Origin of the sequence: Bacillus sp. FSL M7-0558, from assembly GCF_038003245.1 — a bacterium.
Taxonomy (GTDB): Bacteria; Bacillota; Bacilli; order Bacillales; family Bacillaceae; genus Bacillus; species Bacillus pumilus.
In genome coordinates, this window is sequence record NZ_JBBOOU010000001.1 from 1,847,123 (window position 1) to 1,868,459 (window position 21,337).

A 21,337-nucleotide genomic window follows, 5' to 3' on the forward strand; every position below is an offset into this window, starting at 1 on the left:
GGGCAGCTACTCCTGTGGCAGCCCTTTTTCTTGCGATTGCTGCTCTTCAGCTGACTCCAATTTGGTCAATTTAAACACCAAGATTCCAGCAACAATCACAATAACACCTAAAAGTTTTGTCAAAGAGAATTCTACTTTTTCTAACCCAAGCCAGCCAAGCGAATCAAACAAAAGCGCGCAGCCGAGCTGTGACGTGAGGACAATCGAGATGCCATAAGTCGGTCCAAGACGTTTGATACTTTGAACAAGACAAATGACCACTCCTACCCCAATGGCCCCGCTGATCCAGTACCATGCTTCCATATGTCTTAATCGAAACATGCCAGTCCCCTCTAGTAAGAGCCCCATCAGGAGTGAAGCAATAAAGCCCATTCCAAGAACGAGGGTTGTCGTTGACCAAGAGCCTGTCTGCTCATTGACCTTACTGTTAAAAATGGTTTGTAAGCTGACGAGTGCGCCAGCCGTGATGGCTAATACTATTCCTATGATCATATATAAATCCCTTCATTTCTTCTATTCATAAATGTTGTGCTCGGCTATTTCTAGGAGCTCTTTGCGGTCACAAATCGTAATCTTTCCTCTCTGCCTTTCTATCAGTCCTTTTTCACAGAAATGCTGAATGACTCGGTTAATATGACGGTAGCTCGTACCGATTAAGCTTGCCGCATCAGTGAGACGAAGGGCGCTCGCGCTGTCGTCATCTGTGACAACAGACAATAAGTAGCTTGCAAGCCTGACCTCCACAGGATATAACAGGTGGAAACTCAAATCGTTTGATTTTGTATAAAATTTGTTTGTGATCCCTTTTAGCAGAAAGGTTAGCATGCGCGGGTCATCCTTCGCATGGCGCATGAGCGCTTGATGAGAAATCCTTAACATATGTACTTCTGTGACCGCTTCGACTGTATTGACCATGTCCGTCTGCTGAACGTATTCGATATCTCCAATCGCTTCAAGGGGATGTTTAAAGCTAAGAATAAAGGTTTTCCCTTCCTTTGTGGTCGTGAAAATCTTTAATTTTCCTTTCACTAACAAGTACAGGTACTCCCTCTTATCCCCTTTTGAACAAACGAGCTCCCCTTGCTCATAGCGCCACAAACTTACGTGTGATATGAGCTTTTGATGAAAGACACTTTCTAATTGATGTGCCTTCATATATGAGGCAAAAAGAGACTCATCTTGAAGTTCCTCCATCTGTCGCCCTCCTTTATAGTTTTAAAATGATCACGCCTGTGACCATCAATAAAATTCCTGCGTAATGTGGCCATTTCATTTTCTTTTTCTGAACACCAAACCATCCTTTTGCATCGATTGCAAAGGTAAAAGCAAGCTGTGCAATCAATAAAGCTGCGATAGTGAGTGTCACACCGATTATTTGAATCGCGGTGACTTCATTAAAAATAATAATCGCTGCAAATGCGCCGCCTATTAAATAAAGTGGCTGCACCTTTCGATATTCTCTGAAGTGTCCGTCTCGTACGATGAGTAAAATGACGAGCGAGATGATAAAGCCGGTCAGCTGCGTGATGGTGGCTGCCTGCCATGTGCCGATATCCTGGCTAATTCTTGCGTTGGCTACGCCTTGTAGTGTAATACAAGCGCCTCCTAATAAAGCGAAAATAACACCTTTCATTCGTTCAAAAGCTCCTTCTTTTTTCAGTCTAGTTCCATTAAATGATACATGCCTGCCGGTTGAAAAGGACATATGTCCCACTTTGCGTATTATATCAGAAACTTTTTCTTTTGCAGTTTGTTCGTTTTAGATTTTTCACAGTGGGTACAGTTTTATATCAGCTGAAAACAGAATATTGAATGAATCATATACAAAAAGGAGACATGTCAGAATGAGAAATCAAGAGAAACATTTTATTAACGGAGAATGGATTGCATCAACAGGAAACGAAACGACGGAGGTCATCAACCCTGCGACAGAGGAAGTCATTGGCACCATTAGCTTAGGAACAAAAGAAGATTTAGATAAGGCAGTGAAAGCAGCTCGTGCCGCCTTCCCTTCTTTCTCCAAAACATCTCGAAATGACCGAGTGAAGATGCTGGAAAACATTGTGCGCGGCTACGAAAAACGCAAAGATGAACTTGTAGAAGTGATGACACAAGAGCTCGGTGCACCGCTAAAAGTATCCGAAGAAGTTCATTACAAAATGGGCTATGAACATTTTTCTAAAGCAGCGGAAGCACTTAAATCTTATACATTTACAGAGGACCGCGGCGGACATACCATTATAAAAGAAGCGATTGGCGTCAGCGGATTGATTACACCGTGGAACTTCCCAACGAATCAGACATCTCTTAAAATCGCAGGTGCCATTGCGGCAGGCTCACCAGTTGTCTTAAAGCCAGCGGAAATTACACCATTTGCTGCGATGATTCTTGCAGAAATTATGGATGAAGCTGGTGTACCGAAAGGAGTCTTCAACTTAGTAAACGGAACGGGTGACGTGATTGGTGACGGCATTAGCTCACATCCTGATATTGACTTTGTTTCATTTACCGGATCAGGTGCCGTCGGCTCTAAAATTATGGAAAACGCGGCGGACAATGTGAAGAAAGTGGCTCTTGAGCTTGGCGGGAAATCCCCTCTTATCGTCTTAGATGATGCAGATGTGGATGTAGCAGCAGAAACCGCTGTTCATCATATTGCGATGAATACAGGTCAAGTGTGTTCTGCAGCTACGCGTGTGCTTATTCCAGAATCAATGAAAGACAAGTTTGAAAAAGCGCTGCTAAACGCCCTGCCGAAGTTTACAGTTGGTGATCCGAGAGAAGATCATGCTACAGGCCCGCTTGTATCTAAAAAGCAATGGGATACCGTGCAATCTTATATTGAAAAAGGAATCGAAGAAGGTGCTACCCTTCTTGTTGGGGGAACTGGAAAGCCAGACGGAATCGATAAAGGATATTTCGCCAAGCATACCATTTTCACCAATGTGAAAAATGACATGACCATTGCACAAGAAGAAATCTTTGGACCAGTCATGAGTGTTATCACGTATCAGGACTTGGATCATGCCCTTGAGATCGCCAATGATACAGTGTATGGCCTTGCTGGGTATGTTGTTGGAAAAGATGATAAAACATTAAAATATGTCGCTGAACATATTCGTGCTGGCCAAATCACCATTAACAATGCCGAAACAGATTACTTTGCCCCATTTGGCGGCTTCAAGCAATCAGGTATCGGAAGAGAATGGGGAGACTTCGGCATCGAGGAATATTTAGAAGTGAAAGCTGTGATGGGACTTCCTACGGCATAATTTTTTGAGGAGGGAGAAAAACTCTAAGGTTTTTCTCCCTTTTTATTTAATCAATAAGAACCCTTTTCAAATATTAAGAACTGCTTACTACTCTCTTATTTATTCTTATCCATAATGATTTTGTATTTTTCGACGGTTGCTTTTGGAGGAAACGATTCTTGTAACTCATCAAACCAAATCTCAATCGTTTGCCCCTGTGACAGTTCTTTAGAATCTACTTTCGTTAAATCGATAATGATGAGATCATCTTTATACTTATCAATAAGTAGATGAGTATTTAATGAATCATCGCTTTTTAGGGGCGTTTTATTGTTTATAAGAAGTAAACTCGTCTCCTCTTTACATAGCAGTATGCCTTTTTTTGAAAAAGGTGCTGTTGTTTTATTCTGATTGTATGAATCCTTTATATTTCCCTTCGGAGAATTGCACGCTACTAATAAAATGAGAAAAATCAAGATGACAAGCCGAAAACATTTTATTTTTTTAAACTTTAGCTGTATCAAATTTCATTCACCCCTTTTCAATTCTTTGCGTTCGCTTCTTCATACTAGCATTCTTAGAACAAAACGACCCATTTTTCTTAAGATGCTTTATACAGTTAAACCGATTTACCCTCAAGTTCATTTACCTTGTAAAGGTATTAGAAATGTTAATCATGACAATCAATATTATATATTTTACTTAATGGCAAACTTTCGGTAAAGTTCAAATTGAACCTATATATATAATTCCTATCGAATTAATCTATGTTTATATTCCTTGTGAGGTGGATATCGTTGCAACTTCATGTATTGAACAGTCCGTTTAGTCAGCAGCAGGCAGACTTGCTTAATCAGCTGCTTCCGACTTTAACAGATCAACAAAAAATTTGGCTTACCGGTTATTTATCAGCACAGGCAGCTCTAGCCGGATCAGAAACGGCGACTACGGCCCCTTCTCCTTCTGCCGCAGTACCTGCGCAGCCTGTCAGTAAAGATGTGACCGTCATTTATGGCTCACAAACAGGTAATTCTGAAGGATTAGCGAAAAAGACAGCGCAGCATCTTGAGGAGAAAGGTTTTCAAGTGACGCTCTCTTCTATGTCAGATTTTAAACCAAATAATCTGAAAAAAATACACAATTTACTGTTGATCGTCAGCACACATGGCGAGGGAGATCCGCCTGATAATGCCCTTTCTTTCCATGAATATGTCCACGGTAGACGTGCGCCAAAGCTTGATCATTTAAGCTTTTCTGTTTTATCGCTAGGCGACAGCTCCTACGAATTCTTCTGTCAGACTGGAAAAGAATTTGATGAGCGCTTCAAAGAGCTTGGCGGAACGCGCCTGACAGATCGAGTGGATTGTGACCTTGATTATGATGAGCCGTTTTCGGAATGGCTTCAAGGGGTGACATCGTCACTTAGCGAAGGTGAAGCCGCAGCCTTCCCGCAAGAATCAGCAGGAGAGAGCAACCAAACAGCAGCTACTGAATACTCAAGAACGAATCCTTTTTATGCGGAAGTTCTTGAAAATATCAACCTAAATGGCCGCGGCTCTAACAAAGAGACCCGCCATTTGGAGCTTTCATTAGAAGGATCAGGACTTGTTTATGAACCGGGTGACAGCCTTGGAATTTATCCAACAAATGATCCTGCGCTTGTTGATGAACTGATCACGACATGTGGATGGAAATGGAATGCAGACGAAGCCGTAACTGTTCATAAAAACGGTGACACTCTTCCTTTAAAAGAAGCACTTACCTCACATTTTGAGATTACAGTATTAACAAAACCCCTTCTTCAAAAGTTGGCGGACTTGACGAAAAGTGAAGCCCTCCATGCCCTTTTAGAAGAAGGAAATGAAGAAAAGTTAAAAGCGTATTTAGCAGGAAGAGATTTAGTCGATGCTGCGCGCGACTTCGGTCCTTTTGAAGGAACAGCCGCAGACTTTACTGCGATTTTAAGAAAAATTCCTGCCCGCCTTTATTCGATTGCAAGCAGCCTGAAAGCGAATGAAGAAGAGGTTCATTTGACGATCGGTGCTGTGAGATATGATGCGCACGGGAGAGAACGTCAAGGTGTCTGCTCCATTCTATGTGCAGAGCGCTTAGAGCCAGGTGATACGCTGCCTGTTTATATTCAGCACAATCAAAACTTTAAGCTTCCTGAAAACCCTGATGCACCGATCATTATGGTGGGACCAGGCACAGGTATCGCCCCTTTCCGTTCGTTTATGCAGGAACGAGAAGAAATCGGTGCAAGCGGAAAGTCGTGGTTATTCTTCGGCGATCAGCACTTTGTGACGGACTTCTTATATCAAACCGAATGGCAAAAGTGGTTAAAAGATGGCGTCTTAACGAAAATGGATGTGGCTTTTTCAAGAGATTCAGAGGAAAAAGTATATGTTCAGCATCAAATGAGGAAACAAAGTAAAGAATTATTCGAATGGCTGGAGCAAGGTGCGTATGTATATGTTTGCGGAGATGAAAAGCATATGGCGCATGATGTGCATCGTACCCTTCTATCGATTATCCAAGAAGAAGGAGCGATGAGCAAAGAGAAAGCAGAAAGCTATCTAGCTAACTTGCAGCAGCAAAAACGCTATCAGCGCGACGTATATTAATGGACTTGATGCTTGAAAGAAAGGAGCTTTTACTTACATGGTGAAGACAGCATTAACAGCGCCGGATGGACCTCCGAGCGACGTAGAAGAAATCAAAGAAAAAAGTGATTATTTACGGGGTACGTTAAAAGAAGTAATGCTTGATCCGATTTCAGCGGGAATTCCTGATGATGACAACCGCCTGATGAAACATCACGGCAGTTATTTACAGGATGATCGGGACCTCAGAAATGAACGGCAGAAACAAAAACTTGAGCCTGCCTATCAATTTATGCTGCGCGTACGCCTGCCTGGCGGAATCGCCACATCTAAGCAGTGGCTAGTGATGGATGAGCTTGCTCACACATACGGAAACGGTACGTTAAAGCTGACTACTCGTGAAACCTTTCAGCTTCACGGTATTTTAAAATGGAATATGAAAAAAACCATTCAAGACATTCATTCTACTATGCTTGATACAATTGCTGCTTGCGGCGACGTGAACCGGAATGTCATGTGTACATCAAACCCCTATCAATCAGAAGTGCACCATGATGTATACGAGCTGGCGAAAAAATTAAGTGATGACCTGCTTCCGCAAACAAGAGCGTATCACGAAATTTGGCTTGATGAGGAAAAGGTTGCGGCAACGCCAGATACAGAAGTTGAACCGATGTATGGCCCGCTTTATTTACCAAGGAAATTCAAAATTGGTGTGGCGGTCCCTCCTGCTAATGATATTGATGTCTTTTCGCAGGATTTAGGCTTCATTGCGATCATCGAAAATGAGCAATTAATCGGCTTTAATGTCGCAATTGGCGGCGGAATGGGTATGACTCATGGTGATACAGCGACCTATCCTCAGCTTGCAAAAGTAATTGGCTTTTGTACACCGGAACAGGTTGTAGAGATTGCGAAACAAGTGATTACTATTCAGCGTGACTACGGAAACCGTTCCGTGCGAAAAAATGCCCGCTTTAAATATACAGTGGACCGCCTTGGTCTTGAGAATGTAAAAGAAGAGCTGGAGCGCCGCCTCGGGTTTGCCCTTTTAGGCGCAAGAGATTATCACTTTGATCATAATGGGGACCGCTATGGCTGGGTAAAAGGCATCAATGGCAGATGGCATTATACGATGTTTGTAGAAGGCGGACGTATCACAGATTATGATGATTATCCGCTGATGACGGGCATTCGTGAAATCGCAAAAATTCATACGGGTGACTTCCGCTTAACAGCGAATCAAAATTTTATCATTGGAAATGTCACTTCTCATAAAAAGAAACAAATCGAGCAGCTCATACAGGAGTTCGGTTTATCAGCTGGTCAGCAGCACTCTGCACTCCGCCGCAGTTCAATGGCCTGTGTTTCTCTTCCAACATGCGGCTTAGCAATGGCAGAAGCAGAACGCTACCTCCCGCGCTTGATTGACAAAATTGAAGAGATTGTTGAAGAAAACGGCTTAAGTGATAAAGAAATCACGATTCGTATGACTGGTTGTCCAAATGGCTGTGCCCGCCATGCGCTAGGTGAAATTGGTTTTATCGGCAAATCACCTGGCAAATACAACATGTATCTTGGCGCTGCGTTTGATGGCAGCAGATTAAGTAAGCTGTACCGTGAAAATGTTGGTGAGGAAGAGATTTTAAACGAGCTTGGCTCTCTTCTCCCCCGCTATGCAAAAGAACGAGAAGACCAAGAACATTTCGGTGATTTTGTTGTTCGGGCAGGGATTGTCAAAGAAACAACAGATGGCACGAATTTTCATGTGCAATAGAAAAAGACAGGACACTCTCCTGTCTTTTTTCATCCCTAGGAAGGAAGAACGAGTACCGGCACGCAGACCTGAACACCGATGCGATGGCTCTTGTTTACACGCTGTTCTGTTTCAGTTTCAAGTACTCGCAAATGCTTTTGTACACATGAGGATTGTCTAAAGAAGAAAGATCTGGTGGAGGCTGCTGTTCATAAGCTCCTTTTAATAAACGCCGGACGATTTTTCCGTTTCTTGTTTTCGGTAAAGCTGAAATAAGATGAATTTCCTTTGGCGTGAGCGCTTTTCCCGCAAATGAACCAACATGAGTTTTGAGCTCTTGAATCAGTTTTGATTCGTCACAAGACTGCGGGCTGCTCACGATGAAGCACACGAGTGCCTCCCCCTTCACCTCATCCTTTACCCCAATCACAGCTGCCTCGTGTACAGCTGGGTGTCCGACAAGAATGGATTCAATTTCTGCTGGACCGACACGTTTTCCTGCTGTATTAATGACATCATCTGATCTGCCAGTGATATGAAACGTGCCATCCTCTGATTGCACCACCCAGTCACCATGTGTCCACACCCCATCAAATCGTTTGAAATACGTGTCTTCATAACGCTTAGGATCTTTCCAAAACCCACATGTCATGCCAACCCATGGCTTTTTCACAACGAGCTCTCCTACTTCATTTATGACGCTCTCACCTGCTTCATTATATACATCAGCTGCCATTCCTAAAATCACCGCATTAAAAAGGACTGGTTTAATTGGGCGAAGCAGCGTACTTCCTACAATTCCGCCTGAGATTTCTGTTCCTCCCGAATAGTTTAGAATTGGAATATGCTTTCGACCAATTTTATCAAAAAGCCATTGCCATGGTGCTTCATTCCATGGCTCACCTGTAGATATGATGGCTTTGACATGGGGCAGCTTTATACCTGCAAGATCTTGCTGCATCGCAGATCGAACAAACGTAGGTGAAAGACCAAAGTGGGTGACCCTTTGCTTGTGAATGAATGACCAGAGGTGCTGTTCATCTGGATAATCGGGTGCGCCGTCATATAAAACAATCGCAGCTCCATTGATCAAGCCGCCAAAGACGAGAAATGGCCCCATCATCCAGCCCATGTCTGTGAGCCAAAACAAGCGGTCTCCTTTTGCAACGTCCATACAAAGACCGGCATCAAAAGCTGCTTTTACAGGGAATCCTGCGTGTGTATGAACCGCTCCTTTTGGCGTACCAGTCGTTCCAGAAGTGTATAAGATCATGAGAGGCTCTTTATTTGTGAGATAGGTCGGTTCACTTATCGGGTCTTCTTTTAACAAATCGTTTAACCTAATATCTCCTTCATATTCAGTGTCAGAGGAAGTGTGTACAATGACGGTTTTGACGGTCGTGGTTTTGCCTATGGCTTCTGCTGCACATTCCCGCATATTGATCTTCTTCCCGCGGCGCGTCATGCTTGAGCCTGTGACGACAATGGCTGCACCTGACGCACGAATACGTACGGCAAGAGGCTCGCTTCCATATCCAGAGAAGACGGGGCTAAAGATAACGCCAATTTTTGCAAAGGCTAGCATGACAGCGACCGTTTCAGGAAGCATCGGCATATAAATGACTGCCACATCTCCTTTTTGAAGCCCATTCTTCAAAAAGCCAGCAGCGAGGCGATTCACCTTTTCCTGAAGATCGAAATACGTCCATCTCCTCTCTTCGCCCATCTCGTTTTTCCAAATCACGGCTGGCTGATGCTGCGCTTCTTCGTTCTCTGCCCATTTGTCCACGGCCGTTTCGGTTATGTTGAGTTGGCCGCCTTTATACCAGTTTGGCCACATGAGTGAATCTTGACCTAATGCGGCTTCATACGGCATCTTCCACTTGATACCGACCGCCTTTTCAGCTTCTCTCCAAAACCAATCGGTACGCTCGATACTAGCTTTGTAGAATGCATCATAAGTTGAAAAACCAAGCGAGTGCATCCATTGGTAAAGACGTGTCTGTTTGATCATTTGCTCTTCCGGTTTCCACACTGGTTTCAGGTTCATCATGAGGATGCCCCCCTTTAGACCGGATAGACCGGATGTTTTCGTCTTGTAAATGTCATCTCTTTTGAGGAATAGGCTTGTAATCGATGACAAAGCTCATCTCGCAGGTGGTCGAACGGGATGACACCGTCGACAATCATTTCAGATGCAAGCTCATATATATTCATATCTTCTTGATATTCCTTGCGTTTCTCTTGGATAAATGCAGCTCTCTCTTCAGCAGGCAATTCGGCAATCTTATTTGCATAGACAGCATTTACAGCCGCTTCTGGCCCCATGACAGCAATTTGCGCTGATGGAAGAGCAAGACAGCAGTCTGGTTCAAACGCTGGTCCTGCCATTGCATATAAACCTGCACCGTATGCTTTACGCACAATGACCGATATTTTCGGAACGGTTGCCTCTGACATAGCGGAGATCATTTTCGCCCCGTGCCTAATAATGCCAGCTTGTTCCACTTTTGTTCCGATCATAAATCCCGGTATATCCGCAAGGAAAAGGAGCGGGATATGAAAGGCGTCACATAGCTGAATAAACTTGGCAGCTTTGTCAGCTGAGTCATGGAACAGCACCCCGCCTTTTACCCTCGGCTGGTTGGCAATAAGACCGACAGGCTGCCCGTTCATGCGGCCAAAGCCTGTGATCAGCTCTGCGGCAAACAGTTTTTTGATTTCAAAAAATGATCCTTCATCAATGAGTAAATCAATGAGCTGATACATATCAAAAGGGGTATTCTGCCCTTTAGGAATAAGGTCTTGGATGGTCCTCTCAGATGCTTTAGGTGCTTTTGCGGCTGCCAGTTTTGGTTTTTCTGTATAGTTGGCAGGCATGTAGGTTAAATAGTCGCGAGCGATTTGAATGGCTTCTTCCTCGGTTTTGGCTAAAATATCACCACATCCTGATATGCTACAGTGCATGTTTGCCCCGCCCATTTCTTCAAGTGTTACTTTTTCTCCAATCACCATTTCGGCCATTCTCGGAGAGCCTAAATACATCGAGGCATTCCCTTCGACCATCACAACGATGTCACAAAAAGCAGGAATGTAAGCACCTCCTGCCGCAGAAGGACCAAATAGTAAACAAACTTGCGGGATACGTCCAGACAGCTTCACTTGGTTATAAAAAATGCGTCCCGCTCCTCTTCTGCCTGGAAACATCGCAATTTGATCGGTGATTCTAGCACCCGCAGAGTCGACTAAATACAGCATTGGGCAGTTGAGCTTTTCTGCTGTTTCTTGGATTCTGATGATTTTTTCGACCGTTTTGACGCCCCATGATCCAGCTTTGACAGTAGAATCATTTGCCATAACGCATACGGTTTGCCCATTCATCCGCCCCGTCCCTGTAACAACACCATCTGCTGGTAAATGCTCATCTTTACACTCGGCAAACATCGCATCCTCAATGAACGAATCCTGATCTAATAACAACTGGAGCCGGTCACGGACGAACAATTTTCCTTTTTCTTTGTTTTTTTGATGGTATCGTTCAGCTCCTCCTTTGACAATCCGCTGTTTTTTCACTTCATATTCTTCAATCATGCCCATTCCCCTTTCTTGCTAGTTGCCTCTGTATTGAGGCGTTCGTTTTTCTTGGAAAGCTTGAAGGCCCTCCATTCGATCTTCTGTATCAATGAGCCGGACATAGGCTTCGTATTCCTTCATCAAACCTGTACGCAGATCATGATCAAGACTCATTTGAATCGCTCGTTTCGCTTCTTTTAAAGCAATTGGGCCGTTTTTGGCGATTTGTTTTGCGAGAGAAATGGCGTCATTCATAAGGGAATCTGCTAAAGAGAGGTGCTCAATTAGTCCAATTTGAATGGCTTCTTCAGCTTGTAATGAAGCACCTGTGAAAATGAGTTCTTTTGCTTTACCGAGTCCGATAAGACGAGGAAGCCGCTGCGTCCCTCCTGCCCCTGGTATGATAGCTAGTCCTGTTTCTGGCAGACCGAGTCTTGCTCCGGCTCGTGCGATGCGAATATCACAAGCCAGTGCGAGCTCAAGTCCTCCGCCAAGTGCGTGTCCATTCATGACGGCAATGACAGGTACAGGAAGGGATTCAATTTCTGTAAAGGTTTGCTGAATTGACAGAACTGCCGCTTTTGCTTCTTCTTCTGTCATCAATCGTCGCTCTTTTAAATCAGCACCTGCGCAAAAAACGTTAGAACCAGCTCCTGTCATGAGCAGGCAGCGGATGCTTTCATCATGTTTGATTTCTTGAATGAGTTGATTGATCTCCTCAAGCATCGCAGCAGATAGGGAATTTGCTTGTGCTGGTCTGTTTAAGGTCATGATTCCAATCTGTTCATCTTGTATCGTAAAATTGACCAATGATGTCATGTCACATTCATCCTTTATGAAGTAGTATGAGAGTGAAAAGCGCGTAAACAATGACTAGGCAGGGTTCGATTTACTTTTGATTCGATCCATTCTGCCGCTTTTATCAATGCTGGAAAATCGATATTGGTTTCAATTCCTAGTTTTTGAAGCATATGCACGACATCTTCTGTCGCGACATTTCCACTAGAGCCAGGCGCATATGGACAGCCGCCTAGCCCGCCGCTAGAGGCGTCAAATGTGGTGATTCCAGCTTTTAATGCCGTATAAATATTGGCAAGACCCATCCCTTTCGTATCATGAAAATGAAGAGCGATTTTATCAGCAGGAAAACGTTCAAGTAAAATGTCTAAGCGTCTTTCTACTTGAAGCGGATGGGCTTCTCCAATGGTGTCGCCGAGTGATATTTCATCAATGCCATAAGAAAGCAGCATATCCGTTAACCGCAACACTTGATCCATCGGCACTTGATGTTCATAAGGGCAGCCAAACACGGTGGAAATATATGCGCGTGTCTGTTTTCCTGCTACTTTTAAATCAGCTGTCATTTGTTTGATGACAGGAAGTGTTTCGTGGATGGATTGATTCATATTTTTTTTGTTATGTGTTTCACTCGAGGAGATAAACATAGCGCCTGTGTCAAGATTTGCTTCAAAAAAGTGAGCTAAGCCTTTTTCGTTAGGAATGAGTGCTGCATAGGTGATGTCGCCTCTTTTGTGTAAGGATTGGGCTAACTCTTTGGCGTCTTTTAAGGCTGGGACCCATTTAGGATGAACAAATGAGGTGACTTCAATATAAGGAAGCCGGGCTGTTGTGAGCAGTTCAATCCATCTTTGTTTCTCACTTGTGTCCAGCCAAGTGGATTCATTTTGCAATCCGTCCCGCGGGCCAACCTCCCTAATAAGTACACGCTTTGGTAATGCCATCTCGCTTCCCCCTATTCTGTCAGCTCTAGAAGAACCTCCCCTTCATCGACAAATTCTCCCTCTCTTTTATACACTTTGCTGATGACACCTGCCTCTTCTGCCACTATTGGAATCTCCATTTTCATTGATTCCAAGATAGCGACCTCCTGCCCTTTTTGCACTTCATCGCCTTGTTTCACAAGAAGCTTCCATAAGTTTCCCGCCATTTGTATCGTGACCGTTTTCATGAACGGTTCCCCTCCCTTTTTTTCATGAGAAAATCGGTTGTGATGCTGCCATGTAAGAAAGTAGATGATTCAGCCATTTCCCTCAAAAGCGGTAAGTTGGTTTTGATCCCTTCTATTTCATATGCTTGTAACGCCTGTTTTAATCGTTCTATTGCAAGTTTTCGTGTATCACCGTAAACGACCATCTTCGCAATCATTGGATCGTAATATGGGGTAATGACGCTCCCGCTTGTCACACTTGATTCATGGCGTATATAGGGAGCTTCTGGTATAGATAGCCGAGTGATTGTTCCTGGTGACGGATAAAAGGTGACGGGATCCTCCGCATAGATTCTGACCTCGATGGCATGCCCGATTTGATGAATGTCCCCCTGATTGAAGGAAAGCGGCTCTGATGCAGCGATTTTCAGTTGCTCCTCGACAAGATCAATACCTGTAATTTCTTCTGTGACAGGGTGCTCTACTTGTAATCTCGTGTTCATCTCTAAAAAGTAAAATTGTTGGTTTTGATCGACTAAACATTCAATTGTCCCTGCATTTTCATAGCCAATGGCTTTGGCTGCTTTCACCGCCACCCGTCCCATCTCTTGTCTTACGGATTCATCGAGACAGGCAGCTGGTGCTTCTTCGATGATTTTCTGGTGTCTTCTCTGGAGTGAACAGTCGCGCTCAAATAAGTGAACCCCGTGGCCAAATGAATCAAAGAGGACCTGGATTTCAATGTGCCGCGCGTCTTCAATGACCTTTTCCATATAAAGCGTCCCGTCGTTAAAAAAACTTTGCGCTCTTTTTTGATTTCCCTCAAAAGCTTTACGCAGCTCCTCATCATTTCGGACAAGCTGCATGCCGATACCTCCGCCTCCGCTTGATGCCTTGAGCATGATCGGATAACCGAGTGACTGCGCTTTACTGACTCCTTCTTCTGCGTCATGGAGAGGCGCTGAAACGCCAGGTACAATGGGGATTCCCGCATGATCCATCGTTTTTCTCGCTTCAATTTTATTCCCCATGCGCTGAATGACCTGTGCAGATGGACCAATAAAAGCGATTCCTTCGCTGCGGCAGCGTTCTGCAAAGGCGGCATTTTCTGATAAAAGGCCATACCCAGGGTGGATGGCGTCTGTATTTGTCTGCTTGGCTACCTCGATGATCACTTCCATGTTTAAATAGCTTTCAGATACTTTTGCACCTCCAATAAGATAGGCGCTGTCTGCTTCTTGCACATGAAGTGCATGCTGATCTGCCTCTGAATAAACAGCCACGGTGTTGATCCCGAGCCTTTTACAAGTCCGAATAATTCGACGAGCAATTTCGCCTCGATTGGCGATCAATACTTTTTTGAACATCGCTGCCCTCACTCCTTTATTAGATCAAGTGCCTGTTTTTTCAGACGAAATTTTTGAATCTTCCCTGAGGCGGTCATCGGATACTCGTCTGTGATGAAAAAATATTTCGGAATTTTGTAGCGTGCCATTTGTGACTGACAGTAGCTGGTTAATGTCTCAATCGTCACCGTGCGACCTTGTTTGAGCCGAATGAATGCGGCGGCTTCTTCTCCGTAAGTCTCGTCAGGAATACCGACGACCTGTGCATCAAGAATGGCTGGATGCGTGTAAAGAACGTCTTCAATCTCTTTTGGATAAACATTTTCCCCGCCTCTAATGATCATATCTTTCAGCCGTCCTGTGATTTTCACATAGCCATCCTCATCCATCTCCGCTAAATCTCCTGTATGAAGCCACCCGTCCTCATCAATGACTTCATTTGTGGCTTCTTCATTTTTATAGTAGCCTTTCATCACGTGATAGCCTTTCGTGCACAGCTCGCCTTGTTCTCCTCTTGGTACTTCATATGGGGTACCTGGGGCGGTGATTTTTACCTCGATGTGAGGAAGCGCCCGACCGACTGTTTGAACCCGCCTTTCAAATGAATCATCCGTTCTTGTTTGGGTAATGACAGGTGAGCTTTCAGTCTGGCCGTAGGCAATCGTGAGCTCCTTCAGACCCATTTGTTCAATGACGGCTTTCATCACATGGGATGGGCAGAGAGATCCTGCCATAATGCCGGTGCGTAATGTTGACAGATTGTACTTGTGGAAATTCGGATGATCAAGCTCTGCGATGAACATTGTCGGGACGCCGTGAAGAACCGTGCACTTCTCTTTTTCCACTGTTTGAAGGACTCGCTCTGGGTGGAAAGATTCAATTGGAATGATCGTGCCACCTTTTGCGAGACAAGCAAGTACGCCAAGAACAGACCCAAAGCAATGAAAAAACGGCACGGGGATACACATGCGGTCTTCACGGGTGAGCTTCATGCAATCTGCGATTTGACTGGCATTGCAGACGATGTTTGTATGGCTGAGCATGACACCTTTTGGGTAGCCGGTTGTCCCTGACGTATATTGCATATTAATGACGTCATCAGGCGTCAGCTCCTCCATTCGTTTCTCCCATTCATCATCCCCCGTTCTTTTGGCAGCAGCTTGAATACTGTCCCAGCTGCGCATGCCCTTTGGCGTGTGCTCGCCAATATAAACGACACTTTTTAAATATGGAAATGCTGTTGAAGTGATCTCGCCCTGATGAGCTGTTTGGAGCTCTGAGATGAGGTCTTCAAGCATTCTGACATAGGATGTCTCTTTAAACCCGTCTACGATAAACAGCATGCTGCTATCAGAGTGCTTTAGTAAGTAAGCGAGTTCTTGTGATTGAAAGTTCGTATTCACGGTGACAAGAACGGCTCCAATAGAAGCGCAGGCGAATTGCAGCATGAGCCATTCAGGTACATTGGGTGCCATAATGGCGATATGATCTCCTTTTTGAACGCCTAATGCCATAAGACCTTTCCCTGTTTCCTTGACCTCTTTAAAAAACGCTTCGTATGAATAACGTAATGAACGTTCTGGATACACAATGGCTTCATGTGCTGGGTGCTGCTCCTTTTTCTCTTTTAATAGGGAGCCAATCGTTTGTGGATGAATCGACATCATGAATTTCCTCCTCCACCAATAGTAAGCGTTTTCATAACAGAATTAAGCTAACAATTGTCTTGCGATGACTAAACGCTGAATTTCAGAGGTGCCTTCTCCAATTTCCATGAGCTTGGCATCTCTCACAAGCCGTTCTACCCCGCACTCTTTCATATAGCCTGTTCCTCCGTGAATTTGGACAGCATCAAGACTTGCTTTTGTCGCCATTTCTGAAGCGAAAAGCTTGGCATAGGCAGCTTCTTTTGTAAATGGCTTGCCATGATCTTTCAGCCAGGCGGCTTTCCACACCATTTGTCTAGCGAGTTCTATTTGCATCGCCATATCTGCCAGCTTAAACTGAATGGCTTGGAAGGAAGAAAGGGTCTGCCCAAATTGCTTTCTTTCCTTAGCATAGGATAGTGAGGCATCAAGTGCAGCCTGCGCGATGCCAACTGATAAGGCAGCAATCGAAATTCGCCCCCCGTCTAAAGTGTATAAAAATTGCTTGAAGCCTTTGTTTGGATCTCCTAATATATGATGTGCTGGTACACGTACGTTGTCTAAAATGATTTCAGCCGTATCTGAACCGCGCACCCCCATTTTGTCATATGGATTTGTAATGGTCAGCCCTTTTTGCCCTTTTTCTACAATGAAGGCGGAGATGATTGGACGGCCGTGCTCATCGTGATCCGATACGGCGGTAACGATAATGGTTCTGGCAAAATTGGCGTTTGTGATCCAGCACTTCTCCCCGCTGATCACATATTCTTGTCCGTCTTTGACCGCTTTTGTTTTTGTCCCTTTAGCATCTGATCCTGCATTTGGTTCCGTCAATCCGAAGGAACCGAGTGCTGTTCCAGAGGCCAGCGGGACGAGGTGATCCATTTTTTGTTCCTCTGTACCGAAGTAATACAGCGGGCTTGCGCCTAAGGAAACGGCCGCGGCATAGCTAAGACCTGTACTGGCACACTGTTTTCCGATTTCTTCTACAGCGAGTGCATATGAGATTGTATCTCCACCTGAGCCTCCGTATTTCTCTGGAAAAGGAATACCCATCAAGCCGAGCTCCCCCATTTTTTGAAAAGTTTGGGCTGGGAATACAGCCTGTTCATCAATGGTTTGAGCGAGTGGTGCAATTTCTTCCTTGGCGAATTCTTTGACCATCTGCCGGATCATTTGCTGTTCTTTCGTTAATTCAAAATCCATCGTGTTTCCCCCTTTGGCTCTTTTCTATCATATTTATTAATCAAGTGGCTGCTTCATGCCAAGCTTGGCTGAATTCAGAAAATTAAAACAAAAATAATAGAAAAAAGCATGAACGAAGAAAATCCTCATTCATGCTTTTTCGTTATTTCACTCTTTTTGTAGAAGGTTTGCTTTCGTGATGAAGACGATTGAGAGCCGTTACTTTGTAAGTAACACTCTTATTCTGGTGAACTGAAAGATCTTTGACGGATGTCAGCGTACCAGTTTCTTTTCTAACAGTTTGAAGCAACTCATATGTTCCTTTCGTCGTCAATCGATAGACTGCATAATAGGATGCGGTAGATTGCGGATCATTTTTGATCTGTAAAGCTGCACCATCTGCTGTTTTTTTAATAGATTGAATGATTGGTTTTTTTGGCGCTTTCTGATGAAGCCAAGGCATTTCTGGAATGAGAGCCGGTTTACGGTACGCATCTTCTATCAATCGATTTTTGACATTCAAAGGGTTACGGTTGATATCTTTTAGGCTAAAGTGTATGCTTCCCTGTACGAGAGGCGACTGTCTGTTTAGCTGGATCTGCCGAAAGTATTCTTCTGGATCTGACCAAGCAGGATCACTGTTTTGATTAATTTTATACGTCGCCTGACCAATGTACAGGTGAACAGGCTCTCCCTTCACTTCATTTGACCACCATTTCGTGAGCACGTCATAGGCGGCTGCCTGAAAACCGATGCTCCAGTAAATTTGCGGGGTGACATAGTCGATATCATGCTGCTGAATCCACTCTCTTGTATCAGCATACAAATCATCGTAATTGGTCATCCCTGCTGTGGTATTTGAACCAGTCGGGTCATCCTTTATGTTGCGCCATACTCCAAATGGGCTAATACCAAATTTCACATACGGCTTTACTTTCTTCACGGTGTCGTTGATTTGCTTGACCAATTGGTTCACATTATCTCTTCGCCAATCTTCTATATGAGTAAATGCCTTTTTTCCATATGTTTCATACGTTTCTTGATCTGGGAACGGCACACCGGCTATTTTATTCGGGTAAAAATAATCATCCATATGCACTGCATCAATATCGTAGTTTTTCACGACTTCTTCTATACCGCCGACAATGAACTTCTGAGCTTTTGGAATGCCTGGATTGAAATAAAGCTGATTTCCGTACGCAATGGTCCAATCAGGATGTTTTTTTGCCGGGTGATCGGCTGATAAACGGCTGAGATCGGTATGATTCATTGTGATGCGATACGGGTTAAACCAAGCGTGAAATTCGAGCCCGCGTTTATGAGCTTCTTCGATCATGAATTCAAGCGGGTCATACCCGGGATCTTTCCCTTGCGTGCCGGTTAAATATTCGGACCACGGCCCGTATGCCGAAGGGTAAAAGGCATCTGCTGTCGGTTTAATTTGCATGATCACGGCATTCATATTCATCGCTTTGATCTCATCTAACAAATGAATAAACTCTTCTTTTTGCTCTTTGACAGGCAGCCCTTTCTTTGAAGGCCAATCTAAATTATAAACCGATGCGATCCATACTGCGCGCATCTCTCTTGTGCTTTCAAGCTTCCCTTTTGGGATTGGACGAGCTAGACTGCTAGAAGGAATCAATAAGAATACAAACATTAAAATTAGTGTTAGACACGTCATACAGATCTTTTTCACCATTTTTTGCATCACCTCATCATCAGTTTATTCCGCTTTTTGAGATCGAATGCCAGCAGATGGTGTCAGCAGGATATTTTTCATTTCCTTGAGCTGGGCTTCAGGTATGTCGCAAGCCTCGATTAAATACCGCTCTGCACTCCCGTATGTCTTCATCATTTCGTTTAGAACATCTTCCAGATAATCTTGCTGCACACCTAGAAGCGGCTGAATTTGCTCTTTTGATACCCGATATAAACTCATCATCCGGACAAATCGCTGCTGCCTTCTGACAAGCATTTTCACCCCTTCGTTAGAGCGCATGTATTCACTTAAAACGGCAGACATCGGTACACCTGCTGCTAATTGAATGAGGGCAGATAAAAAGCCTGTCCGGTCCTTACCGCTTGTGCAGTGAAGCATCAGCGGGTAATTGCTTTTATCTGAAAGCAGTGTGAACAGTTGCTGAATTTCTTCTTTACGCTCTGTGAGCATGCTTTGATATAAATCCTTCATAATCGGTGTGAAAGTGAAAGATTTCCCTTCTGCTACCAGCATACGAAACATGGTCCATTTACTTGGCATCTTACTGTCAGGATGCATGGGAATATGGACGATTTTGTTATGTTCCTTGATCTTTGGCGGATGTGATTTGCGTTCTGAGGCTGTACGAAGATCACAAACGGTTTGAATCCCAAGGGTCGAAAACGTCTCGATATCTTGTTTCGTCAGACGGGACAAATCTGCGGATCGATAAATCATCCCCTCCCTGATGACCATTTCATCTGTTGTGTGAAGTCCCCCTACTTCTCTAAAATTCGCAAGCTTTGAAAATGGGTTGTTTGATTGATTCATAGAAGTGAAAGTCCTTTCCGTTACGTTCTTTTCTCTATCATACGCTTTTATCGAGATGGGGAAAAGAGAAGCCATTTGGTATAATGGAAAAAGGACATACGGTTGGATTGGAGAAATGTAGCATGATCAAAACAAAACGGATTCAGCAAATCAAAGAGTATGTGTTTGACCGGGAATCTGCCTCACTGGATGAGCTTGTGGCGCATTTTGGCGTTTCAAAAAACACGATACGCCGAGATGTACAAGCATTGGTCGAGTCCGGCGTGCTCAAAAAAGTATATGGCGGAGTGGCTGTGAATCATTCAACATTAGTAGTATATCAGGAGCGAAAGACCCATCAGCTGAGTAAAAAGCAATTGATTGGTCAAACAGCTGCGGCTTTTGTGGAAAATGGGGATATGATTTTTGTTGATTCTGGTACGACAACACTTGAGATGCTTCCCTATTTGACTGAGAAACAGGTGACTGTTGTGACCAATAATGTAGATTTCATCACACAGGCGATGCCTTATGAGAATCTCACTATCTTTTCCACCGGCGGGATGCTTGAGAGAAAAACGAATTCATTCGTTGGCTATCAAAGTGTAGAGCGTTTGAAAGCTTACAATGTCAATAAAGCCTTTATCGCATCAACTGGTTTATCCATTGATCACGGCGTCACGAATTCGTCCCCGCTTGAAACGGATATTAAAAAGACGGTTGTTGAAAAAAGTGCCAAAACGTTTTTATTAGTGGATGATAGTAAATTTAATCATTACGCTTTGACCACATTTTGTCATTTGCAAGATCTTGATGTCGTCGTGACGAATAAACAGCCAAATGAAGATTATCTTCAATATGGAAAAGAGCATGATGTACGGTTTGTCACGCCTTCATCAAAATAGATGGATCACAAAACAACGGCTCAGGAATTTGAGCCGTTGTTTGATTCATTCATTTCAAGCTGCATGATCAGGCGGAATAAAAAGCGGTATACGGCTGAGATGACTTCAATGAAGGGCATATCTTCATGGATGTCCTCAAGCTCAAGAAGCTGTAAATTCACATCAAACAAGCCGTCTTGCCCATTAAATTGAAGCTGCGCACCATTTAATGAAGCCAGCATGTCCTTTAGAATGCCTGTGTCTTTTTTAGGACGTTTGAAACCGAATAACAAGGTATACGTTTGAAATACTTCGTCCCATTCAATGGCTAATCCATCGACTCTCACCACATCAAACCACTTTGATTCGATATAAATGAATTCTTTTTGATGTTGTTTTACATATGTAAGCGGTGTGTTTAGAAATGAGGCGCCCTCTGATTGAATCATGTCCTCGGATTCTTTGTCTACACGCTCTATATATACATCGCTAAAGCGTGCCTCTTCCTTTATTCTTGCACCCTCTAAAGGCCAATTGTGGCGCGCCGCTTCGTCATATTCAAAGTCTGTCAGCGCTTGTCCTTCTTTCAATAAATCTTGTAAGCGATTTTGTAGCGACATGGCTATGTCTCCT

Annotated in this window: 19 protein-coding genes; 4 read left to right on the forward strand and 15 right to left on the reverse strand. The window is 43.9% G+C overall.

The annotated features are described in order from the left end of the window. Positions 1 to 6 precede the first annotated feature (6 nt). From MHB79_RS09185 to MHB79_RS09195, 3 genes are read right to left on the reverse strand one after another with little or no spacing between them, the layout of a single operon-like run. Entirely contained in the window at positions 7 to 492 is a 486-nt protein-coding gene (locus tag MHB79_RS09185; RefSeq protein WP_212046647.1) for a DMT family transporter, read from the reverse strand. A 21-nt stretch (positions 493 to 513) separates the two neighbouring features. Continuing rightward, positions 514 to 1,194, reverse strand: a complete 681-nt coding sequence (locus tag MHB79_RS09190) for a Crp/Fnr family transcriptional regulator (RefSeq protein WP_340989570.1) — start codon at positions 1,192 to 1,194, stop codon at positions 514 to 516. A gap of 13 nt (positions 1,195 to 1,207) precedes the next feature. Then, positions 1,208 to 1,633, reverse strand: coding sequence for a DMT family transporter (locus MHB79_RS09195; RefSeq protein WP_012010174.1), 426 nt, complete (start codon positions 1,631 to 1,633; stop codon positions 1,208 to 1,210). Positions 1,634 to 1,844: 211 nt separating this feature from the next. Here MHB79_RS09195 and MHB79_RS09200 point away from each other — a divergent pair, with 211 nt between their 5' ends. Next, positions 1,845 to 3,272: an aldehyde dehydrogenase family protein gene (locus tag MHB79_RS09200; RefSeq protein ID WP_340989571.1), complete on the forward strand. Its 1,428-nt coding sequence runs from the start codon at positions 1,845 to 1,847 to the stop codon at positions 3,270 to 3,272. 95 nt (positions 3,273 to 3,367) lie between these two features. Here the strand turns inward: MHB79_RS09200 and MHB79_RS09205 are convergent, their stop codons facing one another. Continuing rightward, entirely contained in the window at positions 3,368 to 3,775 is a 408-nt protein-coding gene (locus MHB79_RS09205; protein ID WP_050944841.1) for a DUF3221 domain-containing protein, read from the reverse strand. 273 nt (positions 3,776 to 4,048) lie between these two features. Between MHB79_RS09205 and MHB79_RS09210 the strand changes: the two genes are divergently transcribed. Both MHB79_RS09210 and cysI read left to right on the forward strand, forming a co-directional pair. Beyond that, on the forward strand, positions 4,049 to 5,875 hold the full coding sequence (locus MHB79_RS09210; protein ID WP_340989573.1) for an assimilatory sulfite reductase (NADPH) flavoprotein subunit: 1,827 nt from the start codon (positions 4,049 to 4,051) through the stop codon (positions 5,873 to 5,875). Positions 5,876 to 5,912: 37 nt separating this feature from the next. Further along, a complete protein-coding gene (gene cysI / locus MHB79_RS09215) occupies positions 5,913 to 7,631 on the forward strand; it encodes an assimilatory sulfite reductase (NADPH) hemoprotein subunit (RefSeq protein ID WP_340989575.1) in 1,719 nt (572 codons plus the stop codon). 94 nt (positions 7,632 to 7,725) lie between these two features. Here cysI and MHB79_RS09220 read toward each other — a convergent pair whose 3' ends face one another. From MHB79_RS09220 to MHB79_RS09265, 10 genes are all read right to left on the reverse strand, one after another. After that, positions 7,726 to 9,663: an AMP-binding protein gene (locus MHB79_RS09220; protein WP_340989577.1), complete on the reverse strand. Its 1,938-nt coding sequence runs from the start codon at positions 9,661 to 9,663 to the stop codon at positions 7,726 to 7,728. 14 nt (positions 9,664 to 9,677) lie between these two features. Beyond that, positions 9,678 to 11,201, reverse strand: a complete 1,524-nt coding sequence (locus MHB79_RS09225; RefSeq protein WP_268460089.1) for an acyl-CoA carboxylase subunit beta — start codon at positions 11,199 to 11,201, stop codon at positions 9,678 to 9,680. 18 nt (positions 11,202 to 11,219) lie between these two features. Then, entirely contained in the window at positions 11,220 to 12,002 is a 783-nt protein-coding gene (locus MHB79_RS09230; protein ID WP_212046640.1) for an enoyl-CoA hydratase, read from the reverse strand. A gap of 14 nt (positions 12,003 to 12,016) precedes the next feature. After that, positions 12,017 to 12,925: a hydroxymethylglutaryl-CoA lyase gene (locus MHB79_RS09235; protein WP_212046639.1), complete on the reverse strand. Its 909-nt coding sequence runs from the start codon at positions 12,923 to 12,925 to the stop codon at positions 12,017 to 12,019. An 11-nt stretch (positions 12,926 to 12,936) separates the two neighbouring features. Beyond that, entirely contained in the window at positions 12,937 to 13,152 is a 216-nt protein-coding gene (locus MHB79_RS09240; RefSeq protein WP_050944834.1) for an acetyl-CoA carboxylase biotin carboxyl carrier protein subunit, read from the reverse strand. Beyond that, on the reverse strand, positions 13,149 to 14,498 hold the full coding sequence (locus MHB79_RS09245; protein ID WP_050944833.1) for an acetyl-CoA carboxylase biotin carboxylase subunit: 1,350 nt from the start codon (positions 14,496 to 14,498) through the stop codon (positions 13,149 to 13,151). Before MHB79_RS09245 ends, MHB79_RS09240 begins: the two co-directional genes overlap by 4 nt. An 8-nt stretch (positions 14,499 to 14,506) precedes the next feature. Then, a complete protein-coding gene (locus MHB79_RS09250; RefSeq protein ID WP_050944832.1) occupies positions 14,507 to 16,144 on the reverse strand; it encodes an AMP-binding protein in 1,638 nt (545 codons plus the stop codon). Between the two features lie 42 nt (positions 16,145 to 16,186). Further along, entirely contained in the window at positions 16,187 to 17,329 is a 1,143-nt protein-coding gene (locus MHB79_RS09255) for an acyl-CoA dehydrogenase family protein (RefSeq protein WP_003211257.1), read from the reverse strand. Positions 17,330 to 17,471: 142 nt separating this feature from the next. After that, the gene (locus MHB79_RS09260; RefSeq protein ID WP_340989580.1) at positions 17,472 to 19,010 is read right to left on the reverse strand and encodes a glycoside hydrolase family 10 protein; all 1,539 of its coding nucleotides are present in this window, start codon (positions 19,008 to 19,010) and stop codon (positions 17,472 to 17,474) included. A 24-nt stretch (positions 19,011 to 19,034) separates the two neighbouring features. Further along, complete coding sequence (locus tag MHB79_RS09265) at positions 19,035 to 19,841, reverse strand: tyrosine-protein phosphatase (RefSeq protein ID WP_106028840.1); 807 nt, start codon at positions 19,839 to 19,841, stop codon at positions 19,035 to 19,037. A 122-nt stretch (positions 19,842 to 19,963) separates the two neighbouring features. Between MHB79_RS09265 and MHB79_RS09270 the strand changes: the two genes are divergently transcribed. After that, a complete protein-coding gene (locus MHB79_RS09270) occupies positions 19,964 to 20,725 on the forward strand; it encodes a DeoR/GlpR family DNA-binding transcription regulator (protein ID WP_340989583.1) in 762 nt (253 codons plus the stop codon). A 20-nt stretch (positions 20,726 to 20,745) separates the two neighbouring features. On the opposite strand, the gene MHB79_RS09275 is transcribed toward MHB79_RS09270, so the two are convergent. Then, on the reverse strand, positions 20,746 to 21,324 hold the full coding sequence (locus MHB79_RS09275) for a branched-chain amino acid aminotransferase (protein WP_340989585.1): 579 nt from the start codon (positions 21,322 to 21,324) through the stop codon (positions 20,746 to 20,748). Positions 21,325 to 21,337: the final 13 nt, after the last annotated feature.